Source organism: Nitrobacter sp. 62-23 (assembly GCF_001897285.1).
Lineage (GTDB): Bacteria > Pseudomonadota > Alphaproteobacteria > Rhizobiales > Xanthobacteraceae > Nitrobacter.
This window is the reverse complement of record NZ_MKSM01000108.1, coordinates 27,110-53,070: the sequence shown is the minus strand read 5'-3', so window position 1 is coordinate 53,070 and position 25,961 is coordinate 27,110. Positions and strand designations below refer to the sequence as shown.

The window sequence follows — 25,961 nt, the reverse complement described above, 5'->3', positions numbered from 1 at the left end:
GTATCGGCGCTGAAGGATGCCAAGGCCGCCGCAGCCGCCGGCGATTTCGACAAGGCGGTCGCGGAATCCAGGAAGTCCGAAACGCTGTCGAAGGCCGCGATCTTCCAGTCCAACGAGCAGAAGGACGCCTGGAGGAAAATGGAGATCCGCTGACCGTGGACTCTCGTTTGCCGACTGCATCTGTCATGACCGGGCACGGTCGTTCGAAGAACGGCGTCGCGTCGCTCGTTTACGTCTGGCCATACATTCCTTTCTTTTCAAGCCAGGACGTGGACCATGGTCCCGACGTCCATGTGAAAATGCGCTTCACGCTTTTGCGCAGACATGACATTCTGTCCAAAATGAACGCACGTCATATGGTTGAAAGCATCATATGACCCTTCGCCGCCGGGATCTTCTCAAGGCCGCCGGCGCAACCTGCCTGTCGAGCGCGCTGCCCCGCATGTCTCGGGCGGCCGACGATCACGCGGTGTACGAACTCGCGGGCTTCGGCAATGCCCGCATCCTGCACATGACGGACACCCACGCGCAGTTGCTGCCGGTGTACTTCCGCGAACCCGGCGTCAATCTGGGCATCGGCGCGATGCGCGGGCAGCCGCCGCATTTGGTCGGCCGCGCCTTCCTCGATCGTTTTCAGATCACGCCCGGCAGCGCCGACGCCTATGCCTTCACTTGTCTGGCTTTCGAGAAATCGGCCGCACGCTTCGGCAGGCTCGGCGGCTTTGCCCATCTCAAGACGCTGATCGACCGGCTACGCGGCGAGGCCGGTCCGAACAATTCGCTGCTGCTCGACGGCGGCGATCTGTGGCAGGGCTCGGGCCTCGCCAACGTCATGCACGGCGCCGACATGGTGGACGCCGCCAACCTGCTCGGCATCGACGCGATGACCGGGCACTGGGAATTCACCTACGGCGAGAAAACGCTGCGCGACAATCTTGCCCGCTTCAAGGGCGAATTCCTGGCGCAGAACGTGTTCCTCACCGAGGAGGCCGCGTTCAACGACGCGCCGGCCTTCGATGCCGCCTCGAAGCGCGTGTTCAAGCCGGCGACGATCAGGGAGGTTGGCGGCCACCGCATAGCCGTGATCGGCCAGGCCTTCCCCTATGTGCCGATCGCCCATCCGAGGCGATTCACGCCGGACTGGACCTTCGGCATTCGCGAGGAGGAGCTGCAGAAACTGGTGCGATCGCTGCGCGGTGCCGACAGGGTCGATGCGGTCGTCCTGCTGTCGCACAGCGGCATGGACGTCGATCTCAAGCTCGCAAGCCGCGTCAGCGGCATCGACGTCATCCTCGGCGGCCATACCCACGATGCCGTGCCGCAACCCGTTCCTGTCGGCAATGCCGGCGGCACGACGCTTGTCACCAATGCCGGCTCGAACGGAAAATTCCTCGGCGTGCTCGACCTCGATCTTGCCAAAGGCAAGGTCCGCGACATACGCTACCGGCTGCTGCCAGTGTTCTCCGAACTGATCAGGGCCGATCCTGCGATGGAAGCTCTGATCGAGAAGGTACGCGCGCCTCATGCTGCGGCCTATGCCGAGAAGATCGCGACCACGGACCGCCTGCTTTATCGCCGCGGCAATTTCAACGGCACCATGGACAGCCTGATCTGCGACGCACTGCGCGCGGCGTTCGATGCCGAGATCGCATTGTCGCCGGGCTTCCGCTGGGGCACCAGCGTGCTGCCCGGACAGGGCGTGACGATGGACGACGTGCTCGCAGCAACCGCCTGCACCTATCCCGAGACCTACGTGCAGACCATGACCGGCCGCCAGATCAAGGATATTCTGGAAGACGTCTGCGACAATCTCTTCAATCCGGATCCCTACTACCAGCAGGGCGGCGACATGGTTCGCGTTGGCGGCCTGCGGTATGCCTGCACGCCCGCGCAAAGCGCCGGCCATCGCATTTCGGAGCTGAAGCTGGACGACGGCCGTTCGCTGGAAGCCGGCAAAAGCTATAAAGTCGCCGGTTGGGCCTCGGTCAATAGGCAGGACGGCGCGCCGGTCTGGGACGTCTTCGCCGGACATCTGCGTAACGGCATGACAAGCGGCGTCCGCCGCGATAGCGTGACGCTGATAGGCGTCGACGGCAATCCAGGCTGGGCAGGATGACCGACATGCTGACACGAAGAGGGGCGGTCGCAGCCGCAGCGGTCATGCTGGCGCTGGCGCCGCTCACGCTTCGGGCTCAGCCCGCTCCGCTACCCGACAAACCCTTCGCCGAGCATCGCATCGTCCTGCAATTGTCCGATGGCGATGCGAAGAAGCAGAGCCTCGTGCTCAGCGTCGCCAACAACCTGATCAAGGCCTACGCCCCCGACAGGATCGCTCTCGAAGTGGTCGCCTTCGGTCCGGGCATCGATCTGTTGCGAACGGAAAACATCAACCGGACCCGGGTCGAGAGCCTGATCGCCCAGGGCGTGAAGTTCGACGTCTGCGTGAACACGCTCGACACCATCGAGCGCGAGACCGGCAAGCGGCCGGCCATCATCCCGTCCGCAACGCCGGTTCAGGTCGGCGTCGGACACATCCTGTCGCTTACGGAAAACGGTTACACGCTGGTCAGACCATAGGGAGTTGTCATGCGCCGATTTCTTTGCCTTTTCGTCGCCGCCGCTGGCCTGTTGCTCGCACTCATCGGACACGGTTTCGCCGACGAGCCGAAGCACCACCTCGTGATCCAGGTCGACACCAATGATCGGCATACCATGGACTTCGCGTTGACCAATGCCACCGATGTAATCCAGTACTATCAGGGCGTGAACCAGGCGGCAGTCGTCGAGATCATGGCATGCGGACCGGGCCTCCACATGCTGCGCGAAGATACCTCGCCGGTGAAGGAGCGCATCAAGCACCTCACCAAGATTCCGCCCCCCAGCAAGATCCAGTTCTCGGCGTGCAACAACACCAAGGAGGCCATGGAGAAGAAGGAAGGCCGTCCGCTCGAGTTGCTGCCCGGGACGACGGTCGTGCCCCTGGGCATGGTGCGGCTGATGGAGTTGCAAGAGCAGGGCTGGAGCTATGTGCGGCCGTGATCGTGCAGCGACCGCACTGAAGCGTCGCGCATTCGCGGCAGCAGTGACGGCCACGCTAACGATCTCGTCGGCCCGTGCCGGCGACGAGGCGCTGGTCACCTACAAGTCGCTGACCCCGGACGTCGCGCTGGAGGCGGCGCAGAGCGCCATGAAGAAGTGCCGCGATGACGGATATCAGGTTGCCGTGGCCGTGGTCGATCGCTTCGGCCAGCCGCAGGTGCTGCTGCGCGACCGTTACGCCGGCCTGCCCGCGGCCGACATCGCCACCGCCAAAGCCTATACGGCGCTGAGTTTTCGCCGTGACACGTCTGAATTGGCCAAGATGGTGCGCGACGGGCAGATGGACGCCGCCTTGGCGCGATTGCCGCATATTGCGATGCTGGCCGGTGCGCTGGTGATTGAAACCGGCGGGACGCTGGTCGGAGGCATCGGCGTCTCCGGCGCGCCCGGCGGCGACAAGGACGAGACCTGCGCGCGAGCCGGGCTCGACGCCATCCGCGACAAGCTGGATTTCTGAACCCGTTGTAATCCCGTGGCCGCAGCATAAATTTGCTACGATACCTTACGGGCAAGAAAAAATTGCACCGGCATTCAGGGCCGCACGATCATGATTTTCCGTCAACTCTTCGACAGCGTCTCCGGAACCTACAGCTACCTGATGGCAAGCCGCGCCGGCGGGGAGGCGCTGATCATTGATCCGGTGCTGGAGAAGGTCGACCGTTATTGCCAGTTGCTGCGCGAACTGGACCTCAAGCTCGTGAAGGCTGTCGATACCCATCTTCACGCCGATCACGTCACCGGCCTCGGCGAACTGCGCGACCGGACCCATTGCGTCACCGTGATGGGCGAGCAGACCAAGGCCGACGTGGTCTCGATGCGCGTCAGCGACGGCGACAAGATCACGGTCGAGGGCATCGGCCTCGACGCGATGTACACGCCTGGCCACACCGATGATTCCTACAGCTACATGATGGGCGATCGCGTCTTCACCGGCGATACGCTGCTGATCCGCGGCACCGGCCGCACCGACTTTCAGAACGGCAGCGCGCGTGCGCAGTACGATTCGATCTTCAACCGGCTTTTGAAACTGCCCGAGGAGACCATGGTGTTCCCCGCGCACGACTACAAGGGCGATACGGTCTCCACCATCGGCGAGGAGAAACGCCATAACCCGCGGCTTCAGGTGCGCTCGATCGACGAATACGTCGAACTGATGAACAACCTGAAACTGCCGAACCCCAAGCTGATGGACGTGGTGATTCCCGCCAACATGCATGTCGGCCTCAGGCAGGACGATCTGGCGAAACAGGGCCTTGCGCTGACGCCGCGCGAGGCGATTGCCCGGATCGGCCAGCCCGACATCCTGCTGGTCGATCTCCGCGAGACTCATGAGCGCGCCAAGAGCGGCACGCTGGCCGGCGCGCTGCATGCGCCTTATCCGGACATCGCCGACAGCCTGAAGCCCGGCGGCATGCTGCGGGAAGTCGCCGCCGCAACCGGGCGCCGCATCGTGTTCTTCTGCGCTTTCGGAGAGCGCTCGGCCATGGCGGTCGCCGCGGCAAAGGAGGCAGGTCTTGCCAATGCCGCGCATATCGAAGGCGGGATCGACGCATGGAAAAAGGCCGGCGGTCCAGTGGTTGCGGGCTGAACTGTCGGAAACAGGCGTGCGCCGATAACAGGAGGTGCAGATTGATTCCCAGGTGACGTTTGAATCAGGCAAGCTCACTGCCCAGTCGGGACAACGGACGCTTCTCATGACGCAGTGCCTGCCGGCATCGCTCACCCCGCTCGAGACTGCGGTTGCGACCTTGCTGCACGGGCTCGATGCGGTGGCAGCGGAGGAACTTGCCCTGGCCGAGACGCTCGGCTGCGTGGCGGCCGAAATGCCGGCTCTTCCGCTCGTTCCGGCTCATGATCTTGCCGCTGCCGACGGCTGGGCGGTGAACGCCAATGATGTGGTCGGCGCCTCATCCTATTCGCCGCTGGCCCTGGCGAAGCCGCCGGCCTGGGTCGATGCGGGCGATGCGATGCCGCAGCATTGCGACTGCGTGCTCGATGCCGGCGCGGTTGTTACGCCGGGTTCCCTCGTCGAGATTATCATCGAAGGTGCACCCGGACAGGGCGTCCGGCGTGCCGGCCGTGACATCGGTGCGGACGGTCCGGCGATTGCGGCCGGTCACCTGATCCGCCCGCGCGATCTCCTTATGGCGCGAATCGCCGGGTGGCCCACGCTCAACGTGCGCCGGCCGCGGCTTCGCATCGTCAACCTCCCCGGCGGCGCGGCGACGGCCCGCCTGATCGCCGACCATGCTCGCGCCAATGGCGCCTGTGTCACGGAGATCGAAGCCGCAGCACGCGATGCGGCCTCCGTCGCGGACGTGCTCGACCCGGACGGCTCGGACCTGTTGATCGCCGTGGGCGGCAGCGGGGTCGGCCGCAATGATGCGACGGTCACCGCGCTCGCCCGCCGCGGCGAAATGCTGGCCCATGGCGTCGCTCTGCAGCCCGGGCGCACCGCGGCCACCGGGCGGACCGGCGCGACCCCTGTTCTGGTGATGCCCGGCGCTCCCGACCATGCACTCGCCGCATGGTTCGCCTTGGCGCTTCCCGTACTGGAGCGCCTGTCCGGTCGACGATCGCGACCGTCGCGGCTCCTGCCCCTGTCGCGCAAGATCGCCTCGAGCGTCGGCCTTGCCGAGATCGCTCTGCTCGAGGAACGGGACGGCGCATGGCTTCCCCTCACAACCGGTGATCTGCCGCTTCATGTCATGGCCCGCGCGGACGCGTGGCTGCTGATCCCGGGGCCCAGCGAAGGATTTGCGGCAGGCACGCCGGTCGATGCCTATCTATGGCGTGAATGACATGGATGGGAAGATGACCGAGGCTCCATCCCCGAACAACCGCGACAGCGGTGAGCAGGACCAGTTCCTGACGATCCTGTCGCGCGAAGAAGCCGTGAGACGGTTTGAGGCCGCGCTGTTTCCGCGCGCGGCCGTGAGGGAGCAACGCAGGCTTGCCGATGCGCTCGGCGGCGCGCTCGCCGACGATGTGGTGGCGCCGCTCGACGTGCCGCCCTTCGACCGTTCCAATGTCGACGGGTTTGCCGTCCGCTCGGTCGATCTGTCCTCGGCGGGCGAAGGAACCCCGGTGCGGCTCGTGCTCAACGACGAAGCGATCGCGTGCGGCACCGCGCCCGCCAAGGCGGTGCTGCCGGGAACGGCGACGGCGATCGCGACCGGCGGCCCTCTGCCGCGCGGCGCCGACGCCGTCGTCATGGTCGAGCACACTCAGCCGGCGAGCGGCTCCGGCATCGAGGTGCGCCGCGCCGTTTCGCCCGGACAGTTCGTCTCCTACGCCGGGTCCGACATCGCCCGCGGCGAGACCTTGCTGCGGACCGGAACGGTGATCGGCTCGCGCGAGGTCGGCATTCTGGCGGCATGCGGCATCGCGGATGTCAGCGTCGCGCGCAGGCCGCGCGTTGCCGTCATCTCGACCGGTGACGAACTGGTGCAGCCGGGTTCGCCGCTGCGCCCCGCCGCGATCTACGATACCAACGGCGCGATCATCACTGCTGCGATAGATGAGAACGGCGGCGATGCGGTCTTTCTCGGCGCGGTCCCGGACGATGATGCGCAGCTCGAGGCGGCGATGCGGCGCGCGCTTCTCGAAAGCGACATGCTGGTAGTGTCCGGCGGCACCTCCAAGGGCGCCGGCGATCTGTCCCACCGCATCGTCACCCGGCTCGGCAGACCTGGCATCATCGCGCATGGCGTTGCCCTCAAGCCGGGCAAGCCGCTATGCCTTGCCGTGTGTGACGGCAAGCCGGTCGTGATCCTCCCCGGATTTCCGACCTCGGCGATGTTCACCTTTCACGACATGATCGTACCGGTGCTGCGACGAATGGCCGGCCTGCCGCCGCGCGCCGATGCCAAAGTCGGCGCGAAGGTGCCGGTGCGTATCGCCTCCGAGCTTGGCCGCGCCGAATTCGTCATGGTCTCGCTGGTGGAGGGGCGCGACGGATTGATCGCCTATCCCACCGGCAAGGGCTCGGGTGCGATCACCTCGTTCGCGCAGGCCGACGGATTTCTGCGCGTCGATACATTGGCCGATCACATGCCGGCCGACACCGCGGCGGACGTCACGCTGTTCACTCCGCATGTCCGGGCGCCGGACATTGTGATTATAGGGAGCCATTGCACCGGACTTGATCTCGTCACCACGCCGCTCGCGCGCGCTGGCCTCATGGTGCGCACCATCGCGATCGGAAGCCTCGGCGGACTGGCGGCGGCGCGGCGCGGCGAGTGCGATCTCGCGCCGATCCATCTGTTTGACGACAAGACCGGGACCTACAACACGCCTTTCCTGACCGAAGGACTCGAATTGCTGCCGGGTTGGCGGCGCATGCAGGGCATTGTGTTTTGCAAAGGTGACCGACGGTTCGAAGGCGTGAATGCGCAGGAGGCCGTGCGTGCCGCGTTGGCCGATTCCGCCTGTATCATGGTGAATCGCAACCAGGGCGCGGGCACGCGCATCCTGATCGACCGGCTGCTCGCAGGCGCGCGGCCCGAAGGCTACTGGAACCAGCCGCGTTCGCACAATGCGGTCGCCGCAGCCGTGGCTCAGCGACGTGCCGATTGGGGCATGACCATTGCTCCGGTGGCGCAGGCCTACGGTCTCGGCTTCATTCCGCTCGCCGAGGAGCATTACGATTTCGCGTTGGTGACCGCGCGAAAGCAACGTCCCGCAGTACAGGCTTTTCTCGACGCGCTGGCATCGGAGGAAATCCGCGCCGCGCTGGCCCTTGCCGGCTTTCGGCGAGCGTGACGGTTAACCCCCGTCGAGAGCCGCCAGCCGTTCCGCCTCGGCGATGTCCTCGACCGTATTGGCATTGAAGAACGGATCGAGCGGCTCCGCCGGCCAGCTTACGGACGCAAGCCGGTAGCGCGCGGTCCAGCGGTCGATCTTGCGGATGTCGTCCTCGACCAGCGCGCGGCGCAACTCCTCACGCAAGCCGACATGCCAGAGTCCGATCACCGGATGAGTTTGTCCGCCGGACACGGCAACCGCGAGCTGGGCCTTTTCCGCCGCGCGGCCCTGATGCAGGCGCGCGACCAGATCGCGCGGTAGGAACGGGCAATCCGCAGCGGCGCTCAGCATCCATTCGACGCCGGGGCGGTTCGCGGCCACCCAGTCGAGCGCCGCGAGAATGCCGGCGAGCGGTCCCGGAAAATCGGGCACGTCGTCGGCTATGACCGTAAGTCCAAACGTCGCGAACCTTCCGGGATCGCCATTGGCGTTGAGAATGATTCCGTCGCATTGCGGCTTCAGCCGCGCGATCACGCGCTCCAGAATGGTGCGACCGGCGATCGTCCGCATCGGCTTGTCGCCACCGCCCATGCGTCGCGCCAGACCGCCGGCGAGCAACACACCGGGGGTCGGCGGAATCTCAATCGTCACCGCCTTCTCCCTTGCGCTGGTGCCGCGCCGACTCGTCCTCGACATAAGCGAGATTCTGATCGTAGACGATGCGCTGTTCGCCCGACAGCGCGATGAAGCGTTTTCCCCGCGTGCGCCCGACCAGCGTCAGTCCCACCTGTCGCGCCAGATCGACGCCCCAGGCGGTGAAGCCCGAGCGCGACACCAGGATCGGAATGCCCATGCGCACGGTCTTGATCACCATCTCCGAGGTCAGCCGTCCGGTGGTATAAAGAATCTTGTCGGCGGGATCGACCCCGTGCCGGTACATCCAGCCGGCAATCTTGTCGACGGCGTTGTGGCGGCCGACGTCCTCGGTGTAGCAGAGCGGCTCGCCTTCCCTGCACAGCACGCAGCCATGGATAGCGCCGGCCTCAAGGTAAAGCGAGGGCATGGTGTTGATCGTATGCGTCATCCGGTACAGCCAGGACGTTCGCAATTCCGCCTTGGGAAGTTCGACGCTTTCGACAGCTTCGAGCAGGTCTCCGAACGCGGTGCCCTGCGCGCAGCCGGAGGTCTGCGTGCGCTTCTTCAGCTTGTGCTCGAAATTGGTGTGGTGCTCGGTCCTGACCACAACGACCTGAAGATCGTCGTCATATTCGACCTCGGTGACGACGTCGTCATATTTCAGCATGTTCTGGTTGAGCAGGTAGCCGAGTGCGAGATATTCCGGATGGTCGCCGATCGTCATCATGGTGACGATCTCCTGAGCGTTCAGGTAGAGCGTCAGCGGCCGCTCCATCGGCACCTTGATGTCGACATTCGCGCCGCTCTGGTCGGTCCCGGTGACGCGCCGGGTCAGCCGTGAATCGTCCGGGCTGGGGACGATCAGGGGGGCCGGCGGTTTTTCGATCTTCATCATCCGAAGACGCTAGCATGACATTGGCGTTGAACCGATATAAACATGCAGAGAATGAAGGACATGGCGGGTTCCGGGGACCGGATGAAAGTGATCGGCCTGGCAGGATGGAGCGGCGCCGGAAAGACCACGTTGCTGACGCGCCTCATCCCCTATTTGCTGAAGGAGGGCGTGAGCATTTCCGTAATCAAACACGCTCACCACAATTTCGATGTGGACGTGCCTGGCAAGGATTCCTGGCGCCACCGCGAGGCGGGCGCGACCGAAATCCTGGTGTCATCCGAGCGACGCTGGGCGCTGATGCACGAACTGCACGGAGCTCCCGAACTCGATATTTTTGAATTGCTGCAAAAGCTGACTCCGGTCGACCTCGTCGTCGTCGAAGGGTTCAAGCGCGCGCCGCTGCCCAAGATCGAGGTCCACCGGGCCGGCAACGGCAAGCCCTTCCTGTTTCCCGACGACCGTCACATCGTCGGCGTCATCGCCGACGTTTCGGTTGAAACCCGGCTGCCGGTGGCCCATCTCGATGATATCTCCGCAGTCGCAACGCTCGTGCGGCGCGCGGCGATGCCGGTGGAGGAGATCGATACCGCGCGCGCGGCGCGGGGCTGACGAGGCGCCATGGCTCAATTGTCCGATGATTGCTTCGCCTTCGGCGGACCGATGATGTCGGTTGACGACGCGGTCAGCCTGATCGCGGCGAGCGTCAACGCAATCACGGATTTCGAAACGGTGCCTCTTCCCGACAGCGACGGACGCGTGCTCGCTGGCAACGTGACCGCGCCGTTACCGCTGCCGCCCTTCACCAATTCCGCGGTCGATGGTTACGCGGCGCTGAGCCGGGACATTGCAAAAACGGCGGAGCAGATCCTGCCGGTGGCCGGCCGCATTCAGGCTGGCGCCGCGGCATGCGGGCCGCTGGAGCCCGGTCACGTCGTGCGAATCTTTACCGGCGCGCCACTCCCGCCGGGCGCCGACACGGTATTCATGCAGGAAGACGTCCGCATCGATCCATCCGGCAAGGTGGTTTTACCGCCCGGCTTGAAACCGGGCGCCAATGTCCGTCCCGCGGGTGAGGACATCCGACAAGGCGAGATCGGCCTGCGCGCCGGCCAGCGCCTACACCCTCAGCACGTTGCGCTCGCGGCCGCGTTCGGCTTGACGCATCTCAAGGTGGTCAGACGGATCCGGGTTGCGGTATTTTCGACCGGCAACGAGTTGGCCTCGCCGGGCCAAGCGCGTGACGGCGCGCAACTCTTCGATTCCAACCGCTTCATGCTGATGGCGATGCTGCGCAGGCTCGGCTGCGGGGTCACCGACCTCGGCATCCTGCGCGACGACCCGATATCGCTCGCCGGAGGCTTGAAGACGGTCGCGGGCAAATGCGATCTGGTCCTGACCAGCGGCGGAGTTTCAGCCGGCGAGGAGGATCACGTCAAGACGGCGGTCGAAAGCATCGGGACGCTGGTGATGTGGCGCATGGCGATCAAGCCGGGCCGCCCCGTCGCGATGGGGATCATCGGCGGCACACCCCTGATCGGATTGCCAGGTAATCCGGTCGCGAGCTTCGTCACCTTCGTCCACGTGGTGCGGCCAACCGTGCTGGCGTTGTCGGGCGCCTTGCCCGAACCGCTTATTCCGATGCCGGTACGCGCGGCTTTCACCTACAAGAAAAAGTCCGGCCGACGCGAATATGTCCGCGCCAGCTTGCGCAGGACCGACGATGGCGCAGTCGAAGCGATGAAGTTTCCGCGCGAGGGCGCGGGGCTTTTATCTTCGTTGGTTGATACCGATGGCCTGGTCGAACTCGGGGAGACCATGACCCGGGTCGAGCCCGGGCAGGACGTCGGGTTTCTTCCCTACGCCGGCCTGCTCTGAGGATGCTGCGTTGACCTTGGGCGCTTCCACCTTCATCCTGCGCGCATGAACAGGACGAAGCTCGATCTCACCGGACTGAGATGTCCCTTGCCCGCCTTGAAAACCAGGAAGGCGCTGAAGCCGTTGCGGTCGGGCGATCAGCTCGAAGTGCATTGCACCGATCCGTTGTCGGTCATCGATATTCCAAATCTGATCCGCGAAACCGGCGACAAGGTCGAGATTACCGAACGCAGCGAGCAGCGCATCGTTTTCCTGATAGAGAAAACCAATGGAGCGGCAGAAGCCTGAATAAGGGCCGCTGCACTTTTCTCATCACGTGCCGATCCAGCAGTACGGTGCCCGATTAAAGGCGAACGGCTGAGGTGGAGAAGGCAACGCTGACTGGTTTCTGAACGACGTTAAGGCCCTCGACGGCCACAAGCGCAAGCACGACGGCGCAGACGCACGCCAGCAAAAAGGCTTTCATTCGAGTATCCTCCAAGCGAGGCACTATTTGCACATCATACCAAATTCCATCGTCCCGGCAAAGCTAGCGCGTTTTCGAGCGAAGCGGGGACCGGTTCTCGTGAAGAAAACGCGCTAAATCAAGGCCCCGCTTCTGATTCCATCGGAAGCGGAAAGGTTCTGAGTACCGTCTGTTACGCCGGCCTTGCGGGCGCTTCGCTGAAGCGAGCAGCTGCTCCCGTCCGTGCCCTGCAAACCCAGACGGCAGCAGCCGGCGCAGCAGCAGGTGCATCCGATCACGCGTCCCGATCGTGGGCATTCGGATAGAACAACTGCTCGCCGTTGACCTTATAGTTGGCGATTGCCGCCTGTCCCTCCGGCGAGATCAGCCAATCGATGAACTGTTGACCGAGCTTCGCCTTGACCGTTGGATGCTTTGCCGGATTCACCAGCATGACGCCGTATTGGTTGAACAGTCGCTTGTCGCCTTCAACGACGATTTCGAGGTCACCGCGATTCTTGAACGACAGCCAGGTGCCGCGATCTGACAGCACGTAAGCATTCGAGGCCGACGCGATGTTGAGCGCGGCGCCCATCCCCTGCCCGACCTCCTTGTACCACGGCCCCTTGTCTTTCCCGATGTCGATGCCGGCTATTGTCCAGAGCTTGATCTCCGCGATATGCGTCCCGGAACGATCGCCGCGCGAAATGAACGACGCGCCTTTATCCTTGATGGCAGTCAACGCCTTGACGATATCCTTGGTGCCCTTGACGCCGGCGGGATCGTTCTTGGGCCCGATCAGGATGAAGTCGTTATACATGACGGGAAGCCGTTTCACGCCAAAGCCTTCGGAGAGAAACTTCTCTTCTGCAGATTTGGCGTGAACAAAAACGACATCGGCGTCTCCACGCCGTCCGGTATCGAGAGCCTGACCGGTCCCTTGCGCGACAACTTTCACGTCGATCCCGGTGGCTTTCTTGAACAACGGCAGGATGTGACCGAACAGTCCTGAATCCTGCGTTGACGTCGTCGAGGCGACGGTAATGAATTTGTCCTGGGCGAGAGCCGGAAAAGCAAAAAACGCCGCGACGGCGGCAATCAGTAATCTGCGGGCGAACATTTGATTTCCTCCGTGTTGGTCAGACAAGCAAATCACCGCTGATGAAGATTTTTGCTTCGTCACTCTGCGGCGCAGTGAAGAACGTTGAAGCGGCGCCGGCCTCCACCACGCGACCATGATGCATAAAGATAATGTCGCCGGCCAAGCGTCTGGCGGATCCCAGGTCGTGGGTCGACATGATGATCTTGATATTGCGCGCGGTGACAGCGCGAATGACGTCCTCGACCGCCTTGGCGGCCGCCGGATCAAGGCTGGCGCTGGGCTCGTCGAGGAAAAGCACCACGGGATCGCGCGCGAGCGCCCGCGCGAGCGCAAGGCGCTGTTTTTCTCCGCCCGACATCCGGCGAGCCGGACGATCACCGAACCCGGAGAGTCCAACAAGCGACAGCAACTCGGCGATCCGCGCGTCATGGACTTCGCGCGGTATTCTGCCCGAAACCTTGAGTGCGTATCGCAGATTCTCGGCGGCCGTGCGCCTGAGCATCACGGGATGTTGAAACACGATCGCCCGACGCACCGGCGCGACGTTCTCCCGTCCTCCCCAGGTGATGGTCCCCGCGGACGGCAATGTGAGCCCCATCGCGATGCGCAGAAACGTCGTTTTGCCCGAGCCGTTCGGCCCGATCAGCACCGTCGGAGACCCTGCTCCCAACGCAAGCGTGATCCGGTCGAGAATGGTCACGCCATGAGCCTCGACGGTAACGTCGCGAAAACAGATCGGCAACTCGGCGCTGGGAGCCCGCATGGTCATCCTGCGTATTGCCGGGCCGCTCGCCCTATGGCCCATGCCAGCGCATTGACCAGCACGACGATGGCCATGAGAACCACGCCTAGGCCGATGGCGAGCGGGATGTCACCCTTGGACGTCTCCAGGGCAATGGCGGTCGTCATCGTCCTGGTGAAACCATCGATATTGCCGCCGACAATGATGATGGCTCCCACTTCTGCCGCCGCTCGCCCGAATCCGGCGAGCACGATGGTGATGAGGCTGAAACGGCCGTCCCAGATCAGCGTTCCGACGCGCCGCACCGCGCCGACATTCATTGCGGTGAGTTCGTCGCGATATTCCCCCCAGAGGTCCTCGATGGTCTGACGCGTCAGCGCGGCGATGATCGGCGTCACGAGGACGACCTGCGCAAATACCATCGCGGTCGGCGTAAACAGCAGACCTAATGGACCGAGCGGACCCGACCGCGAGAGCAGGAGAAAAACGGCCAGGCCGGCGACAACCGGCGGCAAGCCCATCAACGCGTTGAAAACGACAATGACAGTGGTCCGGCCGGGAAAATGCGTGAGCGCAATGCACGCGCCGATGGGGACGCCGACCAGCGTCGCGACGCCGACCGCGCTCATGCTCACAATCAGCGACAGCTGGACAATCCCCAGCAGCGCGGGGTCGCCGGTCAGCAAGAGTTGAAATGCCGAGACGCTCGGGTCCATGCCCCTTATATTGCGCGAACTCCGCGGGAATGGTCAATTTCCGAAAAACCGGAGCCCTTCGCCTCTGATGGAATCAGAAGCGGCCTCCAGAATTTTGATTTGACGCATTTTCTTCGCGCGAACCGACAATCTGTCCGCGCGTCGAACCCGAGGGATGGCCCGAGGCCGGCCGACGCTACTCCGCGGGCGTGGCCGAGGTCCGAGGCGGCGTTTTATTGACGCCGGTACGGGCGTTTTGTTCATCAAGCCAGAGACTGTGATGTTCCCGGGCCCAGTTCACGTCCACCGTGCCTTCGCCCATCGCCTCGAAGGCGCCCTCCATTCCGATCGTGCCGATATAGATATGGGCCAGCATGACGGCGATGAACAAAACCGCGGCCACGGCGTGAACGACGTGCGCGAGTTGCATGCCTTCGATGCCCGTCAGATAGAAAGGAAACATCAACTGATAGCCGGTCGCAGCTACAAGACCGCCACCGATGACGACGATCCAGTAGACACCCTTCTGACCGGCATTGAAGCGGTAGGCCGGCGGATGGTCATGACCGACCATCCCGCCGCCGCGCTTGAGCCACTCCACGTCGACCTTGTTGGGGATGTTGCCGGCGATCCACATCAGGAAAATCAGAACGACACCGAGGGTGAAGGGGAAGCTCAGGTAATTGTGCGCGTACTTCGCCCACTGCGACCATTCCGAGAATGCTTCAAAACCGATCAGGGGCAGCAGCAGCGGGCGGCCGAAGGTTATATTCAGGCCCGAAATCGCGAGAATGACGAAGCAGGTCGCGGTCATCCAGTGCACGAAGCGCTCGAAAGCCGAGAAGCGGACAATGGTGCGGCCGGAGCGACCGCTTTCGATGCGCACCATGCCCCGCGCCAGATAGAAAATAATGAGGAGGGCAAGCATCCCGAGAATTGCGATGCCGCCGATCCAGCGCAGTGTGACATTGCGGAAATGCCGCCACTCCCGGCCAGCCGGTTGTATCAGCACACTCGAGCGCTGATCGGGAATGCTGACGCGTCCCTGGATACGGTTGTGTTCCTGAAACAGCCCCTGCTCCGTCACCGCGCTCGCATTCGGGTCAACGCGAGACGGCTCCTGGGCGGACGCGGGAATCGCCGAAACGATGATGACGAACGCGATCCAGGCGCAGGCGGCGAAGCGGACATACCTTGCAATGGACGCCATGAGGAGTCTCCCTCGATTGTCAGCCGCGCCCGTCGCGCAGCCGCTCCCATCCGCCAATCACGACGTGATGCTTTCACGGTAGGCTGTCTGCCAGCCCCATGCGCCGGAACCATACCCCCGCCTCGTCACCCTTTCCTTGTAGATTTCCGCGATGACTTCGCCATCGCCCGCGAGCAGCGATTTGGTCGAGCACATCTCCGCGCACAGCGGCAGCTTGCCTTCGGCAAGACGATTGGCTCCGTATTTCTCGTATTCTTCTCTGGAGCCGTCGGCCTCCGGACCGCCGGCGCAGAACGTGCACTTGTCCATCTTGCCGCGGGAGCCGAAGTTGCCGATCTTCGGATACTGCGGCGCGCCGAACGGGCATGCATAGAAACAATAGCCGCAGCCGATGCAAAGATCCTTGGAGTGCAACACCACACCGTCTTCAGTTGTGTAGAAGCAATCCACGGGGCACACCGCGGCGCATGGCGCGTCGGTGCAGTGCATGCATGCCATCGAGACCGAGCGCTCACCCGGCTTGCCGTCGTTGATGGTCACGACCCGGCGCCGGTTGATCCCCCACGGCACCTCATTCTCGTTCTTGCAGGCGGTGACGCAAGCGTTGCATTCGATACAGCGATCGGCGTCGCAGAGAAACTTCATCCGGGCCATGGCTGTTGCTCCTTATGCCGCGACGATCTGGCAGAGTGTGACCTTCGGTTCCTGCATCCCCGTCGCGGGATCATACCCGTAGGACGTGATCGTATTGGCGCTCTCGCCCAGCACGATCGGATCGGTCCCCTTCGGGTAGTTGCCGCGCAGATCAACGCCCGCGTACCAGCCGCCGAAGTGGAACGGCATCCACGCCACGCCCTTGCCGACCCGCTCCGTCACCAGCGCCTTCATCTTCGCTTTTGAGTTGTTCTCGGCGCCCGTCACCCAGACCCAGCCGCCGTCCCTGATGCCACGCTCGGCGGCGTCAGCGACGTTGATCTCGATGAACATGTCCTGCTGCAATTCGGCGAGCCACGGATTGCTTCGCGTCTCCTCGCCGCCGCCTTCATATTCCACGAGACGGCCCGAGGACAGGATGAGCGGAAACTGCTTGGCGATCCCCTTCTCGACCGCGGCCTTCTGCACGGAGAAGCCGATGTTGGGCAGGCGGAACTGCTTGGCGTCCGGCAACGTCGGGTATTGCGCCACCAGATCGACACGCGGGGAATAAATCGGTTCGCGATGCACCGGGATCGGATCCGGCAGACCGAAAGCGTTCATGCGCGCCTTGCCGTTGCCGTAGGGAACGCAGCCGTGCATCAGCGCGACGCGCTGGATACCGCCGGAGAGATCGAGCGACCAGGATACCGTGTCCGGCTTGTCCGGGTTGATGCTGTTGATCGTGGCCATCTCGGCTTCGGTCAAATCCTTGTCCCAGCCCAGCTTCTTCAAGCTCGCCAGCGTGAACTCGGGATAACCGTCCCTGATCGCCGAACCCTTCGGATAGGATCCATCCGCGAGCAGGCTGACCATGCGGGTGCTGCCATCGGGCAGCGTCTCCTCGCGCTCCAGGCCAAAACGCGGGCGGAAGCTGCCGCCGCCATCCATGACCGTAAGGTTGGTGTTGTAGAGCAACGGCGTGCCCGGATGCTTCACCTCCGGCGAGCCCCAGCACGGCCATGGCAGGCCGTAATAATCCCCGCCGACCTCCGGATCGTCCTTGGGCGCGCGCATGGTGACCAGATCGAACTTGTGCTGGTTTTTCATGTGCGCCTTGAGGCGTTCCGGCGACTGGCCGCAATAGCCGGTCGACCAGCTTCCGCGATTGATCTCGCGAAGGATGTCCTCGGCCACCGGCAGGTTGTCCTCGACCTTGATGTTCTTGAACATCTTGTCGGCGAAGCCGAACTTCTTTGCGATCAGATATATGATCTCGAGGTCGTCCTTCGACTCGAAGACCGGCTTGACGATCTGCTCGCCCCATTGCAGCGAGCGGTTCGAGGCGACGCGCGACCCCTTGCATTCGAACTGCGTGGCGACCGGCAGGAGATAAACGCCGTCCTTGCGGCCGGACTGCACCGCCAGCGAAGCCCATGTTGTCGGATGCGGGTCGGCGATGACGAGCAATTCCAGCGCCTTCAATCCCTTCAGCGATTCGGGAATTCGCGTGATGCTGTTGCTGGCGTGTCCCTGCACGAACACCGCCTTCACATTGTCCTTCTGGGCCACGTCGGCTTTCGGAAGGATGACCGCATCGAACCACCGGGTCAGCGGAATGCCGGGCGTCTCCATCAATTTCTTGTTGTCGAAGCGCGACAGCAGATAGTCGTATTCCACCTCCCAGACACGCGACCAGTGCCTCCATGCGCCTTCGGCCAGGCCGTAGTAGAAAGGCAGCGTCACGATATCGAGCCCGACGTCGGTCGCGCCCTGCACGTTGTCGTGGCCGCGGAAGATATTGGCGCCGGTGCCGGATTTGCCGACATTGCCGGTCATTAGCAGCGCGATGCAGCTCGCGCGCACGTTCGCCGTGCCGACCGTATGCTGGGTCTGCCCCATGCACCAGATCAGCGTCGCCGGCTTTTCCGTCGCAAACAGCTTGGCGACACGCTCAAGCTGCGCGCCGGGAACGCCGCTGACACGTTCGACCTCCTCCGGAGTCCATTTCTCCACTTCCTTGCGGAGATCGTTGAAGCCGTAAACACGCTGCCGGATGAATTCCTTGTCTTCCCAGCCGTTCTTGAGGATGTGCCACATCATTCCATACAGAACCGGAATGTCCGTTCCCGGCCGCAGCCGCACATATTCGGTGGCGTGCGCAGCGGTCCGCGTCATGCGCGGATCGATCACGACGACATTCGCCCTGTTCAGTTCAGCACCTTCGAGAAGGTGTTGCAGCGAAACGGGATGCGCTTCGGCGGGATTGCCGCCCATGATTATCTGCGTTTTGGAGTTGCGGATATCGTTGAAGCTGTTGGTCATCGCGCCGTAGCCCCAGGTATTGGCCACCCCGGTCACGGTCGTCGAATGGCAGATGCGCGCCTGGTGATCGGTGTTGTTGGTGCCCCAGAACGCACCGAGCTTGCGAAACAGATACGAACCTTCGTTCGTCATCTTCGCCGAGCCGAGCCAATAGACGGAATCGCCGCCCGACGTCTCGCGAACCTGCATCAGCTTGTCGCCGATCTCGTCGATCGCCGTCTCCCATGAAACGCGCGTCCATTGCCCGTCGACGAGTTTCATCGGATAGCGGAGGCGGCGTCCGTCATGGACGAGTTCGCGCACCGAGGCGCCCTTGGCGCAGTGCGAGCCGCGATTGATCGGGGAATCCCAGCTCGGCTCCTGGCCTATCCAGACACCGTTCAGCACCTCGGCGGTGACGGTGCAGCCGACGGAGCAATGCGTGCACACACTCTTGCGAACCGTTGCGCCGGATGTCAGCGGTCCCGCCACCACCGCCGCGTCGGCCTTGCGGACAGCGTCGAGCGGCAGCGTGCTCAACGCGGCAAGGCCGCCGGCGGCCAGACCTGAGCGACGCAGGAACGTGCGACGGTCGAAGCCTTGTCCATGTTCGGCCGGGGTCGCGAGAGCCGAACCGCCACGCGCGAATTGCGCATTCTGTCGCTGCGCTCTCTTGATCAGCACGGCAAGCCTCCTTCAACCCGGATAACGATTGACGCGGTAAAACGCCTTAACGTCGTCGGTCATCCGGTAGCGTGATTTGCGCTTCTCGTCGTTCGTTTCGCTATCGGCCATGGCGGGTGTCGCAAGCGGCGCTGCAGCCATCGCGCCGACGCCCAGCGCGCCGATGCCGACCCCGCGCAGGAAACCACGACGGCCGACGGCTGCCTTGCCGTCATTGTTGTCGTTCTTCATCGCGAGTCCTCCCGTGGCTTGCTCAATTGGTGAGCGTAAAGGCCTCCGCCTCGATTTCCAGAAACAGGCGACCAAGCGAACCGACCGATCGATAGAAATTCGCGGCGGTCGCGTTCTCCATGTCGGCGAATAAACGCCCCATCCATGGCGCAATATGTCTCTCGAACATCAGACGCTGCGCATCCGCCGAAGCCGGAACGCGGCCGCCCGCCAGGGCGGCCATGATCTCGCACAGCGTCGCCGCGTGATCCTCCGGCTCGGAATTGGTCTCGACGCGCTCGATGCCGAGCGCGGCGAGATCCTGCCGCAGCCGCGACAACGGCCGTTCGTTGAGGAAGCCGGTGAGATAGAACGATGCGTATGGTAATAATTCGCCTCGCCCCAAGCCGATAAACAGGTCGAAATATTCGCGCTCGACGGCTGCGGGAGAGATTGTCGATGCCGCATCCGCCAGCCGGGCATGCGCCGAGCCCAGCGGCGTCGCGTCGCCGTGCAGCCGGGCGATCTGCACGAGCAACATGTCCGGCGGCGCGCGCGCCAACAGCGTGGCGAGCAGCGCATATTCCCGGGCACGACCGATATCAACGTCGTCAACGTCATCAGCCACGGCCAACTCGCTATAAAGATCGGGGCGAAGTTCTATGCGCGATATGCCGGTTACGGCTTCCACGGCGACCACCCGCTCGGCGGGCACCCTGTTCCAGCTCGAGACCGAGGGCTGCGTAATGCCTATTCTGCGGGCAAGCTCGGCCTGCCCTCCCGCCGCCTGAATTGCCCGACTTAATCCCGCATCGCGCATATTTTGTTTCCCGAGCGAGCGTTCCAGGACGCGTCCTCTTTGGAACGATTAAAAAACTAGGCCCGGGCACCTGCGGTCGTCAACTGACAACTATAGGATCAGCCTATATCTTTGGTCGAAACCTATCTCGGCAATGCACTGCCGTGGGTGCGACGAACCGCCGGAGAGACATCAGCCCTGCCTTGAGCGGTATCCTGCCGTTCACGCGGAGCAGATTCGGCACCCTGCGCAACATGCTCCGGCTCGCGGTGCTCCACCTCGCGGACGGCTTGCCCGACGACTGCGCCCGGCATATCGGCCTCACCCGGCGGCTGATCCTGGTCGGCCTGCGCCGACGGAGCCTGATCGATGGCCTCATGCGGCGCTGCAAGGTCCTCGATGTCGTCGGCCGCGCGCCGGGCGCCCCCGACGATCCTGCTGACCAGATCGCGCAGCTCTTCCGGCGAATAGTCCAGCGGACCGAACCCGGGCATCGCATCGGGATCGTTGAAATCCCAGGCATTCTCGGCGAGCCCGACGAAATCGCGGATGGTCGGGTCGGCGATCCAGGCCCGGCGAAGCGCCTCACGGCTCAATGCCGGCGGAACGCCCTTGCGCAGGAATGCGGTGACGTCGGTGGTCGCCGAGATCGACTCAAGCGGCGGCAACGTCGAGAGATCGAATTCCTCGACCGCATCCGCCGCGCCAGTCGAAGGCGGCGGAACAGTCTCGTCCGTCGTCTCCTCCAACCTGGAAGCAGGCGCTTCGGCGCGGACGGGCGCATTCGCCATGCGTTTGCGGCGCGACCAGCGGCTCAGGAAGTCCTCGTCCGTCATTCGTCCCGGCCTCCGCGCCCGCGTCGCGCCAACGCTTCGAGATTCGCGCGACCGCGCTTGCGCTTGACGAACTCTTCCCTCTCGACGTGGTGTTCGGCGATGAACCGTTCAATGGCGCTGCGGATGACATCCGGCATCGGCACCGGTTCGACAAGATTGGTCGACGCGTCGGTGAAGCTCTCGCCCTCGGCGGAGTCGGCCGTGACCGCGGTGACCGCATACGGCCACGGACCTTCGGATGGACTCAGGATCACCCAGATACTGGCCGAACCGGAAGCCAGGTTTTCGCGATAACGCCCGGTCTCCGAGCGGTAAAGGTCGATCGCGGCGCTTCCGGCATAATAGAGCGTGCTGTCCGCATCGGCGCGCAGCCGCGTCCATGGCTCGATGTCCGGCGCGTCGGGCAGCACGCCAACCGCGCGCCAGATAAAATCGGCCCAGGCGGATGCCGCCGCGCGGCGTTCGATCACCACGCCGACAGGAATGCGCACAAGCGGTGACGCGGCAGGACTCAACTCGCGGCCTCCAGATGCCTGACGGGCAAGCCGGTGACCAGATTCTGCGGTTTCATGCGCAGGATCCGATCGGGCGATGCCGCCAAAATCAGATAAACTGGCTCGTTCACCCGCCCGTCGACGATGGCCGTAGGGTCTGAAAATACAAGCTGGAAAAGCGCCACCACGCGGCCAGACATGCCGTCGTCCAGGAACCCGTCATTCCAGAGCCGGTCGCCGATTTTGGTCGCCTCGGCATCAAGGCCGACGTACCAGGTAAAACGTGCGTCGCGCAGTTCCGCGAGCGGCTCGATCGTCACATCGACAGCGAGCAGATGCCTGATCCAGCGGGTCATCGCTTCGGCAAGAGCTGCGCGACCGCGTCCTGCGGCCGAGAGATCCAGCCCCAGATCGAACATATCGCTGCGACGCCAGTAGCTGGCGGCATTCGCGTCGTCCATGATCTCGATCTTGGCTTCAGCGGCCATGTCCAGCAGCGAAAGCAGCGGCGCAACAGACTCCGGATGCGCGCTCGCGATCCATTCCTCGTCGGTCGCTATCATTGACTGTTGATCGGGCATGATGCGCTGCGGCCGGAAAAACAGTTCGCCGGCACGTAACACAAATGGATCATCGCAGCCGTCGAGCGCGTTGCGCAGGATGACGTGAGCGAGTTGATTGACGAACAGAGGCGGCAAGGTCACCGCTCCGCCGCGCATCAAGGCGAGATAGGCGGCCTCAAGCGTCGGAAAGCGCAACAGCAGATCGCGAAACGCCAGCACAAGCTGCCAGTTTTCCCGCGCATCAGGATCGGCGATTGCGGAAATGTCGGCCGCATCAATGGGCCGTCGTGGTTCAGCCAGCAGCGCCCCATGCAATTTTCGCTCGAGCGCGCAAGCATCCGGCGGCGGCGTCAATTCGGGCCGGATGAAATAAGCCTTGAGAAATTCGTCGGTCACGGCCAGCCCGCCGCCCGGTGCGCGGTCGAGCAGATGATGGCCGCAGGATATCCAGAAATCCATCATTTGCTTTCACGCCCGAGAAAGGCGCCGGCCAGATCGATCTCCTCCGCCGATCGTTCATCGTCGACTTCCACGAACGAGAATGCGCGATGGGGCTGCGATCCGCAACGCGATCGCAGCGTGCGGAACGTTTCGCGGATCTCGCCGTCCTCCACCGTGCGGCGGATCGCGATGAGGATGCCCGCCGGCTCGCTGCAAAGCGATTCGGCAAAAGCGACTTCGTCCTCGGCCGCTCCTCGCGCGACCGCGAGGTCGGGCGCGCCGAGCCGCTCGACCAGACGGTGCGCAAGCAAGCCCACGACCATATCGCGCTCACCATCCTTCACGTCCACGACCTGAACGAGGGTCGACCAGCCCCAGGATTGCAGGCCGAGAAATCCGCCGCGAAACGCGGAGCGCGCCTTGCCCTGCAGCGCCGCCGGATCATCACTCCAGAACCGGAAGGTGCCCGGCACCGCCCATTCGCCGGGCTCGGCGGCCGGATCGAACACAAACGTATCCGACGGATCGAGCGCGACTGTGCGAAGCAGCTTCACAGGCGCGGACCTTCCGTGTCCGGATCAAGCCACGACGGCGCATCCAATGCCGGCAGCAACTCGCAGCGCACGGCGTCCGCGTCGCCTTTCCTGCGCACGAGCAGGTCGCCATTTTCGGCAATCTCGTAGATCACGCCAGGGGTGCGCGGCAACCGTTGCACCAATCGCGCTGCGAGACTGTCAAATCCATCCGATTGACAGACATCGCATGCCGTCATCAGGTGACGCGCAAAAGCCTCGGTCAGTTTTGTCGCGCCGACATCGCCGAACCCTTCCTGCTCGAGCGACGACGCCAGCGGATGCGCGGCCGGCTCTTCCCCCGACATCAAGACCGCACGAATCATGGCGCCGAATACCAGCCATTGCGGATGTTCGTCCTCTTTCGCAGTTCCCGGCCATCCCAGACGTCCGCCGCCAATCAGGCCGCCATCGATGCGAATGGCATCCGGCCACTCGACCGTCACCAGCTTCCCCGGAGGCGCGCAGGTGACGATGGCGTCGCTCAGCGCGATCATGCCGGCGTAAAATGCGCGGCGCGCCGTGCGCAGGGGTTCATCCGGTTCCAGAACCACCGCGAATTCCGCGAGGTCGAAGCGTCCGACATGGACCAGCGTGCCGGCGCCGCGTTGCGACGCGATATCGAGCGCGTAGGTAAATGCATCCGAGCGCTCGCGGAGCCCGACCGGCGTAAACGGGGGCGGCAGATCGAGAGCCTGATCGAAAGGAACGCGCATGGTCGGAAGCAAGACGATCTCCTGCGACTTTCATTCGTTCTCATATAATTATAAGCTCACAGCTTCCGATGCGAGTCTCATGACACGCGACAGGCGCAGGCAGCGGCAATGGCGGATCGGCCCCGGAAAATCCTGATATGCTCGTGCGAGGACACGATGCGCCTGGATCCGGCCGCCGTCCGAAAGGCGCGCCCCGACGCCGAGGTTTCCACCTTTCGTCATCTGTGCCGCACGGAGGTGGAGCGATTCCGCGATGCGCTCCAGGACGGCGCCGCACTGACTGTGGGCTGTACCCAGGAGGCGCCGCTGTTTTCGGAACTGGCCGGCGAGCGCGACATTCCGATCGGTTTCGTCAACGTGCGCGAAACCGCGGGCTGGTCCGCGCAGGGGGCGATGGCGGGTCCAAAGATGGCCGCGCTGCTCGCGGTTGCGGCTGAGCCTTCGCCGGACTTTCCACTGGTCAGCCTGTCGAGCGAAGGAATCATCCTGATTTATGGCCGGGACGAACGCGCGATCGAGGCCGGAAACCTGCTGGCTGATCAACTCGACGTGACTGTCCTTCTCAGCCAGCCGGAAGCGCTGGAGCCGCCCGGCGTCGCCACGTTCCCGATCGCCCAGGGAACCATCCGCGCGGCGACGGGCCATCTCGGCGCGTTTGAATTGACGGTCGACGATTACGCGCTGGCCCGGCCGTCTTCACGCGACAAGCTGATATTCGAACAGCCGCGCGATGGTGCGGTCTCGCGCTGCGATCTCATCCTTGATCTCACCGGCGGCACCCCGTTGTTTCCGGCGCACGACCTGCGCGACGGCTACGTGCGGGCCGATCCCCGGGATGCAGCAGCGGTGCTGCGCGCCGTGCTCAAGGCCCGCGATCTCGTCGGCAGCTTCGACAAGCCGCGCTACGTCGACTTCACCGCGGAACTGTGCGCCCATTCGCGTTCGAATATCGTCGGATGCCGGCGATGCCTCGATCTCTGTCCCACCGGCGCGATCACGCCCGACGGCGACCATGTCACCGTCAATGCGGAAGTTTGCGCCGGATGCGGCCAATGCGCCGCGGCATGTCCGACCGGGGCCGCGTCCTACACGTTGCCTCCGGCGGATGTACTGCTTCACAAATTGCGCGCGATGCTGATGGCCTACCATGGAGCCAGCGGCGCCGATGCCATCGTATTGCTGCACGACGACGAGCATGGAGCGCCGTTGATCGAGGCGCTCGCGCGTCACGGCGAGGGCCTTCCCGCCAATGTGCTGCCGCTCGGCGTCAATGAGGTGACGCAGGTTGGACTGGAAGCGATCGTGGCGGCCTTCGCCTATGGCGCGGCCGGCTTGCGCGTCTTGTTGCGGGCAAAGCCCCGCCACGCCACCGTCGGACTAAGCAAAACGATGGCGCTGGCCGAGACGATTCTCGCAGGGCTCGGGCTCCACGGGGCTCGCGTTTCCACGATCGAAACCGACGACCCGGATGCGCTCGGCGCAGCGTTGTACGGCATCACACCGACCGCTGCCGTCCAGCATCCGGCGAGCTTCAGGACGGTGGGCAGGACACGCGATGTCCTGCGTTTCGCATTGCAGGAGTTGCATCGGGTGGCGCCGGCACCGGTCGATGTGATCGCGCTGCCCGATGGCACGCCGTTCGGCACCCTTGAGGTCAATATCGACGGATGCACGCTCTGTCTGTCCTGTGTTTCCGTCTGCCCCACCGGTGCGCTGCGCGATGATCCGGAACGGCCGCTGCTTCGATTCGCCGAGGATGCCTGCGTGCAATGCGGCCTGTGTCAGGCGACGTGCCCGGAAAAGGTCATCAAGCTGGTGCCGCAAATCGATTTCCGCGCCGCCACGGCGCCCACACGTATGCTCAAGGAGGAAGAGCCGGCGCTCTGCGTTCGCTGCCAGAAGCCCTTCGGCGTCAAAAGCACCATCGACCGGGTCGCGGCGAAGCTGGAGGGCCGGCACTGGATGTATCCCAACGCCGACAAACGCGTCGCTGCCATCCGCATGTGCGCCGACTGTCGGGTTATCACCATGAGCGAGGACGGCTTCAGCCCGTTTGCCGATGTTTCAGAGCGCCCGGCGCCACGCACCACCGACGATTACCTGCGCGAACGCGAACAGCAAGCAAAAAGCTGATTATCTGCCGGCACATGACACAGGCGAACAACCCCAGCGCCGGTTCAGAAACATCTTCGTAGTTTCAAAGTCGGGGGCGACTTTGCCATCGATGTGCGTGACGCCGCTACGGACATCCCCTCTACAATAAG

Annotated in this window: 26 protein-coding genes; 11 read left to right on the top strand and 15 right to left on the bottom strand. The window is 63.8% G+C overall.

All coding sequences use genetic code 11. The features are described 5' to 3' along the window. Window positions 1-373: 373 nt before the first annotated feature. The 7 genes from soxB (at window position 374) to BGO16_RS11485 (ending at window position 7,863) form a co-directional block, all read left to right on the top strand. Window positions 374-2,116: a thiosulfohydrolase SoxB gene (gene soxB / locus BGO16_RS11515; RefSeq protein ID WP_292618847.1), complete on the top strand. Its 1,743-nt coding sequence runs from the start codon at window positions 374-376 to the stop codon at window positions 2,114-2,116. A gap of 44 nt (window positions 2,117-2,160) precedes the next feature. Then, entirely contained in the window at window positions 2,161-2,577 is a 417-nt protein-coding gene (locus BGO16_RS11510; protein ID WP_292618851.1) for a hypothetical protein, read from the top strand. Window positions 2,578-2,586: 9 nt separating this feature from the next. After that, entirely contained in the window at window positions 2,587-3,039 is a 453-nt protein-coding gene (locus BGO16_RS11505) for a hypothetical protein (RefSeq protein ID WP_292618846.1), read from the top strand. Further along, window positions 3,026-3,556: a heme-binding protein gene (locus tag BGO16_RS11500; protein WP_292618845.1), complete on the top strand. Its 531-nt coding sequence runs from the start codon at window positions 3,026-3,028 to the stop codon at window positions 3,554-3,556. The genes BGO16_RS11505 and BGO16_RS11500 overlap by 14 nt, the downstream gene beginning before the upstream one ends. Window positions 3,557-3,646: 90 nt before the next feature. Then, window positions 3,647-4,687 (top strand): MBL fold metallo-hydrolase, encoded by a 1,041-nt coding sequence (locus tag BGO16_RS11495; RefSeq protein ID WP_292618844.1) that lies wholly within the window; start codon window positions 3,647-3,649, stop codon window positions 4,685-4,687. A 106-nt stretch (window positions 4,688-4,793) separates the two neighbouring features. Next, window positions 4,794-5,900: a molybdopterin-binding protein gene (locus BGO16_RS11490; protein WP_292618850.1), complete on the top strand. Its 1,107-nt coding sequence runs from the start codon at window positions 4,794-4,796 to the stop codon at window positions 5,898-5,900. 13 nt (window positions 5,901-5,913) lie between these two features. Then, the gene (locus BGO16_RS11485; RefSeq protein ID WP_292618843.1) at window positions 5,914-7,863 is read left to right on the top strand and encodes a molybdopterin biosynthesis protein; all 1,950 of its coding nucleotides are present in this window, start codon (window positions 5,914-5,916) and stop codon (window positions 7,861-7,863) included. Window positions 7,864-7,866: 3 nt separating this feature from the next. Here the strand turns inward: BGO16_RS11485 and mobA are convergent, their stop codons facing one another. Both mobA and fdhD read right to left on the bottom strand, forming a co-directional pair. Further along, window positions 7,867-8,496: a molybdenum cofactor guanylyltransferase MobA gene (mobA, locus tag BGO16_RS11480; RefSeq protein ID WP_292618842.1), complete on the bottom strand. Its 630-nt coding sequence runs from the start codon at window positions 8,494-8,496 to the stop codon at window positions 7,867-7,869. Next, window positions 8,486-9,376 (bottom strand): formate dehydrogenase accessory sulfurtransferase FdhD, encoded by an 891-nt coding sequence (gene fdhD, locus BGO16_RS11475; RefSeq protein WP_292618840.1) that lies wholly within the window; start codon window positions 9,374-9,376, stop codon window positions 8,486-8,488. The genes mobA and fdhD overlap by 11 nt, the downstream gene beginning before the upstream one ends. A gap of 81 nt (window positions 9,377-9,457) precedes the next feature. On the opposite strand from fdhD, the gene mobB reads away from it, so the two are divergent. Genes mobB through BGO16_RS11460 form a run of 3 tightly spaced genes read left to right on the top strand, consistent with a single transcriptional unit; the run spans window position 9,458 to window position 11,539 of the window. Next, a complete protein-coding gene (mobB, locus tag BGO16_RS11470; RefSeq protein WP_292618849.1) occupies window positions 9,458-9,985 on the top strand; it encodes a molybdopterin-guanine dinucleotide biosynthesis protein B in 528 nt (175 codons plus the stop codon). Window positions 9,986-9,994: 9 nt separating this feature from the next. Beyond that, window positions 9,995-11,251: a gephyrin-like molybdotransferase Glp gene (glp, locus tag BGO16_RS11465; protein ID WP_292618839.1), complete on the top strand. Its 1,257-nt coding sequence runs from the start codon at window positions 9,995-9,997 to the stop codon at window positions 11,249-11,251. A gap of 45 nt (window positions 11,252-11,296) precedes the next feature. Further along, on the top strand, window positions 11,297-11,539 hold the full coding sequence (locus BGO16_RS11460; protein ID WP_292618838.1) for a sulfurtransferase TusA family protein: 243 nt from the start codon (window positions 11,297-11,299) through the stop codon (window positions 11,537-11,539). 452 nt (window positions 11,540-11,991) lie between these two features. Here BGO16_RS11460 and BGO16_RS11455 read toward each other — a convergent pair whose 3' ends face one another. The 13 genes from BGO16_RS11455 to BGO16_RS11395 all read right to left on the bottom strand — a co-directional run bounded on the left by BGO16_RS11455 (window position 11,992) and on the right by BGO16_RS11395 (window position 23,709). Then, window positions 11,992-12,816: an extracellular solute-binding protein gene (locus tag BGO16_RS11455; RefSeq protein ID WP_292618837.1), complete on the bottom strand. Its 825-nt coding sequence runs from the start codon at window positions 12,814-12,816 to the stop codon at window positions 11,992-11,994. Window positions 12,817-12,835: 19 nt separating this feature from the next. Further along, window positions 12,836-13,567: an ATP-binding cassette domain-containing protein gene (locus BGO16_RS11450; RefSeq protein WP_292618836.1), complete on the bottom strand. Its 732-nt coding sequence runs from the start codon at window positions 13,565-13,567 to the stop codon at window positions 12,836-12,838. Further along, a complete protein-coding gene (locus BGO16_RS11445) occupies window positions 13,564-14,256 on the bottom strand; it encodes an ABC transporter permease (protein ID WP_292618835.1) in 693 nt (230 codons plus the stop codon). Before BGO16_RS11445 ends, BGO16_RS11450 begins: the two co-directional genes overlap by 4 nt. A gap of 175 nt (window positions 14,257-14,431) precedes the next feature. Next, window positions 14,432-15,445, bottom strand: a complete 1,014-nt coding sequence (locus BGO16_RS11440) for a formate dehydrogenase subunit gamma (protein ID WP_292618834.1) — start codon at window positions 15,443-15,445, stop codon at window positions 14,432-14,434. A gap of 57 nt (window positions 15,446-15,502) precedes the next feature. Next, window positions 15,503-16,099, bottom strand: a complete 597-nt coding sequence (gene fdh3B / locus BGO16_RS11435; protein WP_292618832.1) for a formate dehydrogenase FDH3 subunit beta — start codon at window positions 16,097-16,099, stop codon at window positions 15,503-15,505. A gap of 12 nt (window positions 16,100-16,111) precedes the next feature. After that, window positions 16,112-19,066, bottom strand: coding sequence for a formate dehydrogenase subunit alpha (locus BGO16_RS11430; RefSeq protein WP_292618831.1), 2,955 nt, complete (start codon window positions 19,064-19,066; stop codon window positions 16,112-16,114). 12 nt (window positions 19,067-19,078) lie between these two features. After that, window positions 19,079-19,297 carry a formate dehydrogenase gene (locus BGO16_RS11425; protein ID WP_292618830.1) on the bottom strand — a complete coding sequence of 73 codons (219 nt, stop codon included), beginning with the start codon at window positions 19,295-19,297 and terminating at the stop codon, window positions 19,079-19,081. Window positions 19,298-19,319: 22 nt separating this feature from the next. Then, a complete protein-coding gene (locus BGO16_RS11420) occupies window positions 19,320-20,096 on the bottom strand; it encodes a molecular chaperone TorD family protein (RefSeq protein WP_292618829.1) in 777 nt (258 codons plus the stop codon). Window positions 20,097-20,218: 122 nt separating this feature from the next. Beyond that, a complete protein-coding gene (locus BGO16_RS11415) occupies window positions 20,219-20,911 on the bottom strand; it encodes a DUF3306 domain-containing protein (RefSeq protein ID WP_292618828.1) in 693 nt (230 codons plus the stop codon). Then, window positions 20,908-21,426: a DUF3305 domain-containing protein gene (locus BGO16_RS11410; protein WP_292618827.1), complete on the bottom strand. Its 519-nt coding sequence runs from the start codon at window positions 21,424-21,426 to the stop codon at window positions 20,908-20,910. The genes BGO16_RS11415 and BGO16_RS11410 overlap by 4 nt, the downstream gene beginning before the upstream one ends. Then, window positions 21,423-22,430, bottom strand: a complete 1,008-nt coding sequence (locus tag BGO16_RS11405; protein ID WP_292618826.1) for a DUF6352 family protein — start codon at window positions 22,428-22,430, stop codon at window positions 21,423-21,425. The genes BGO16_RS11410 and BGO16_RS11405 overlap by 4 nt, the downstream gene beginning before the upstream one ends. Beyond that, complete coding sequence (locus BGO16_RS11400; protein ID WP_292618825.1) at window positions 22,427-22,963, bottom strand: DUF6505 family protein; 537 nt, start codon at window positions 22,961-22,963, stop codon at window positions 22,427-22,429. Before BGO16_RS11400 ends, BGO16_RS11405 begins: the two co-directional genes overlap by 4 nt. After that, on the bottom strand, window positions 22,960-23,709 hold the full coding sequence (locus BGO16_RS11395; RefSeq protein WP_292618824.1) for a biotin/lipoate--protein ligase family protein: 750 nt from the start codon (window positions 23,707-23,709) through the stop codon (window positions 22,960-22,962). The genes BGO16_RS11400 and BGO16_RS11395 overlap by 4 nt, the downstream gene beginning before the upstream one ends. A 144-nt stretch (window positions 23,710-23,853) precedes the next feature. Between BGO16_RS11395 and BGO16_RS11390 the strand changes: the two genes are divergently transcribed. Next, the gene (locus tag BGO16_RS11390) at window positions 23,854-25,830 is read left to right on the top strand and encodes a 4Fe-4S binding protein (RefSeq protein ID WP_292618823.1); all 1,977 of its coding nucleotides are present in this window, start codon (window positions 23,854-23,856) and stop codon (window positions 25,828-25,830) included. The last annotated feature ends 131 nt before the right edge of the window (window positions 25,831-25,961 follow it).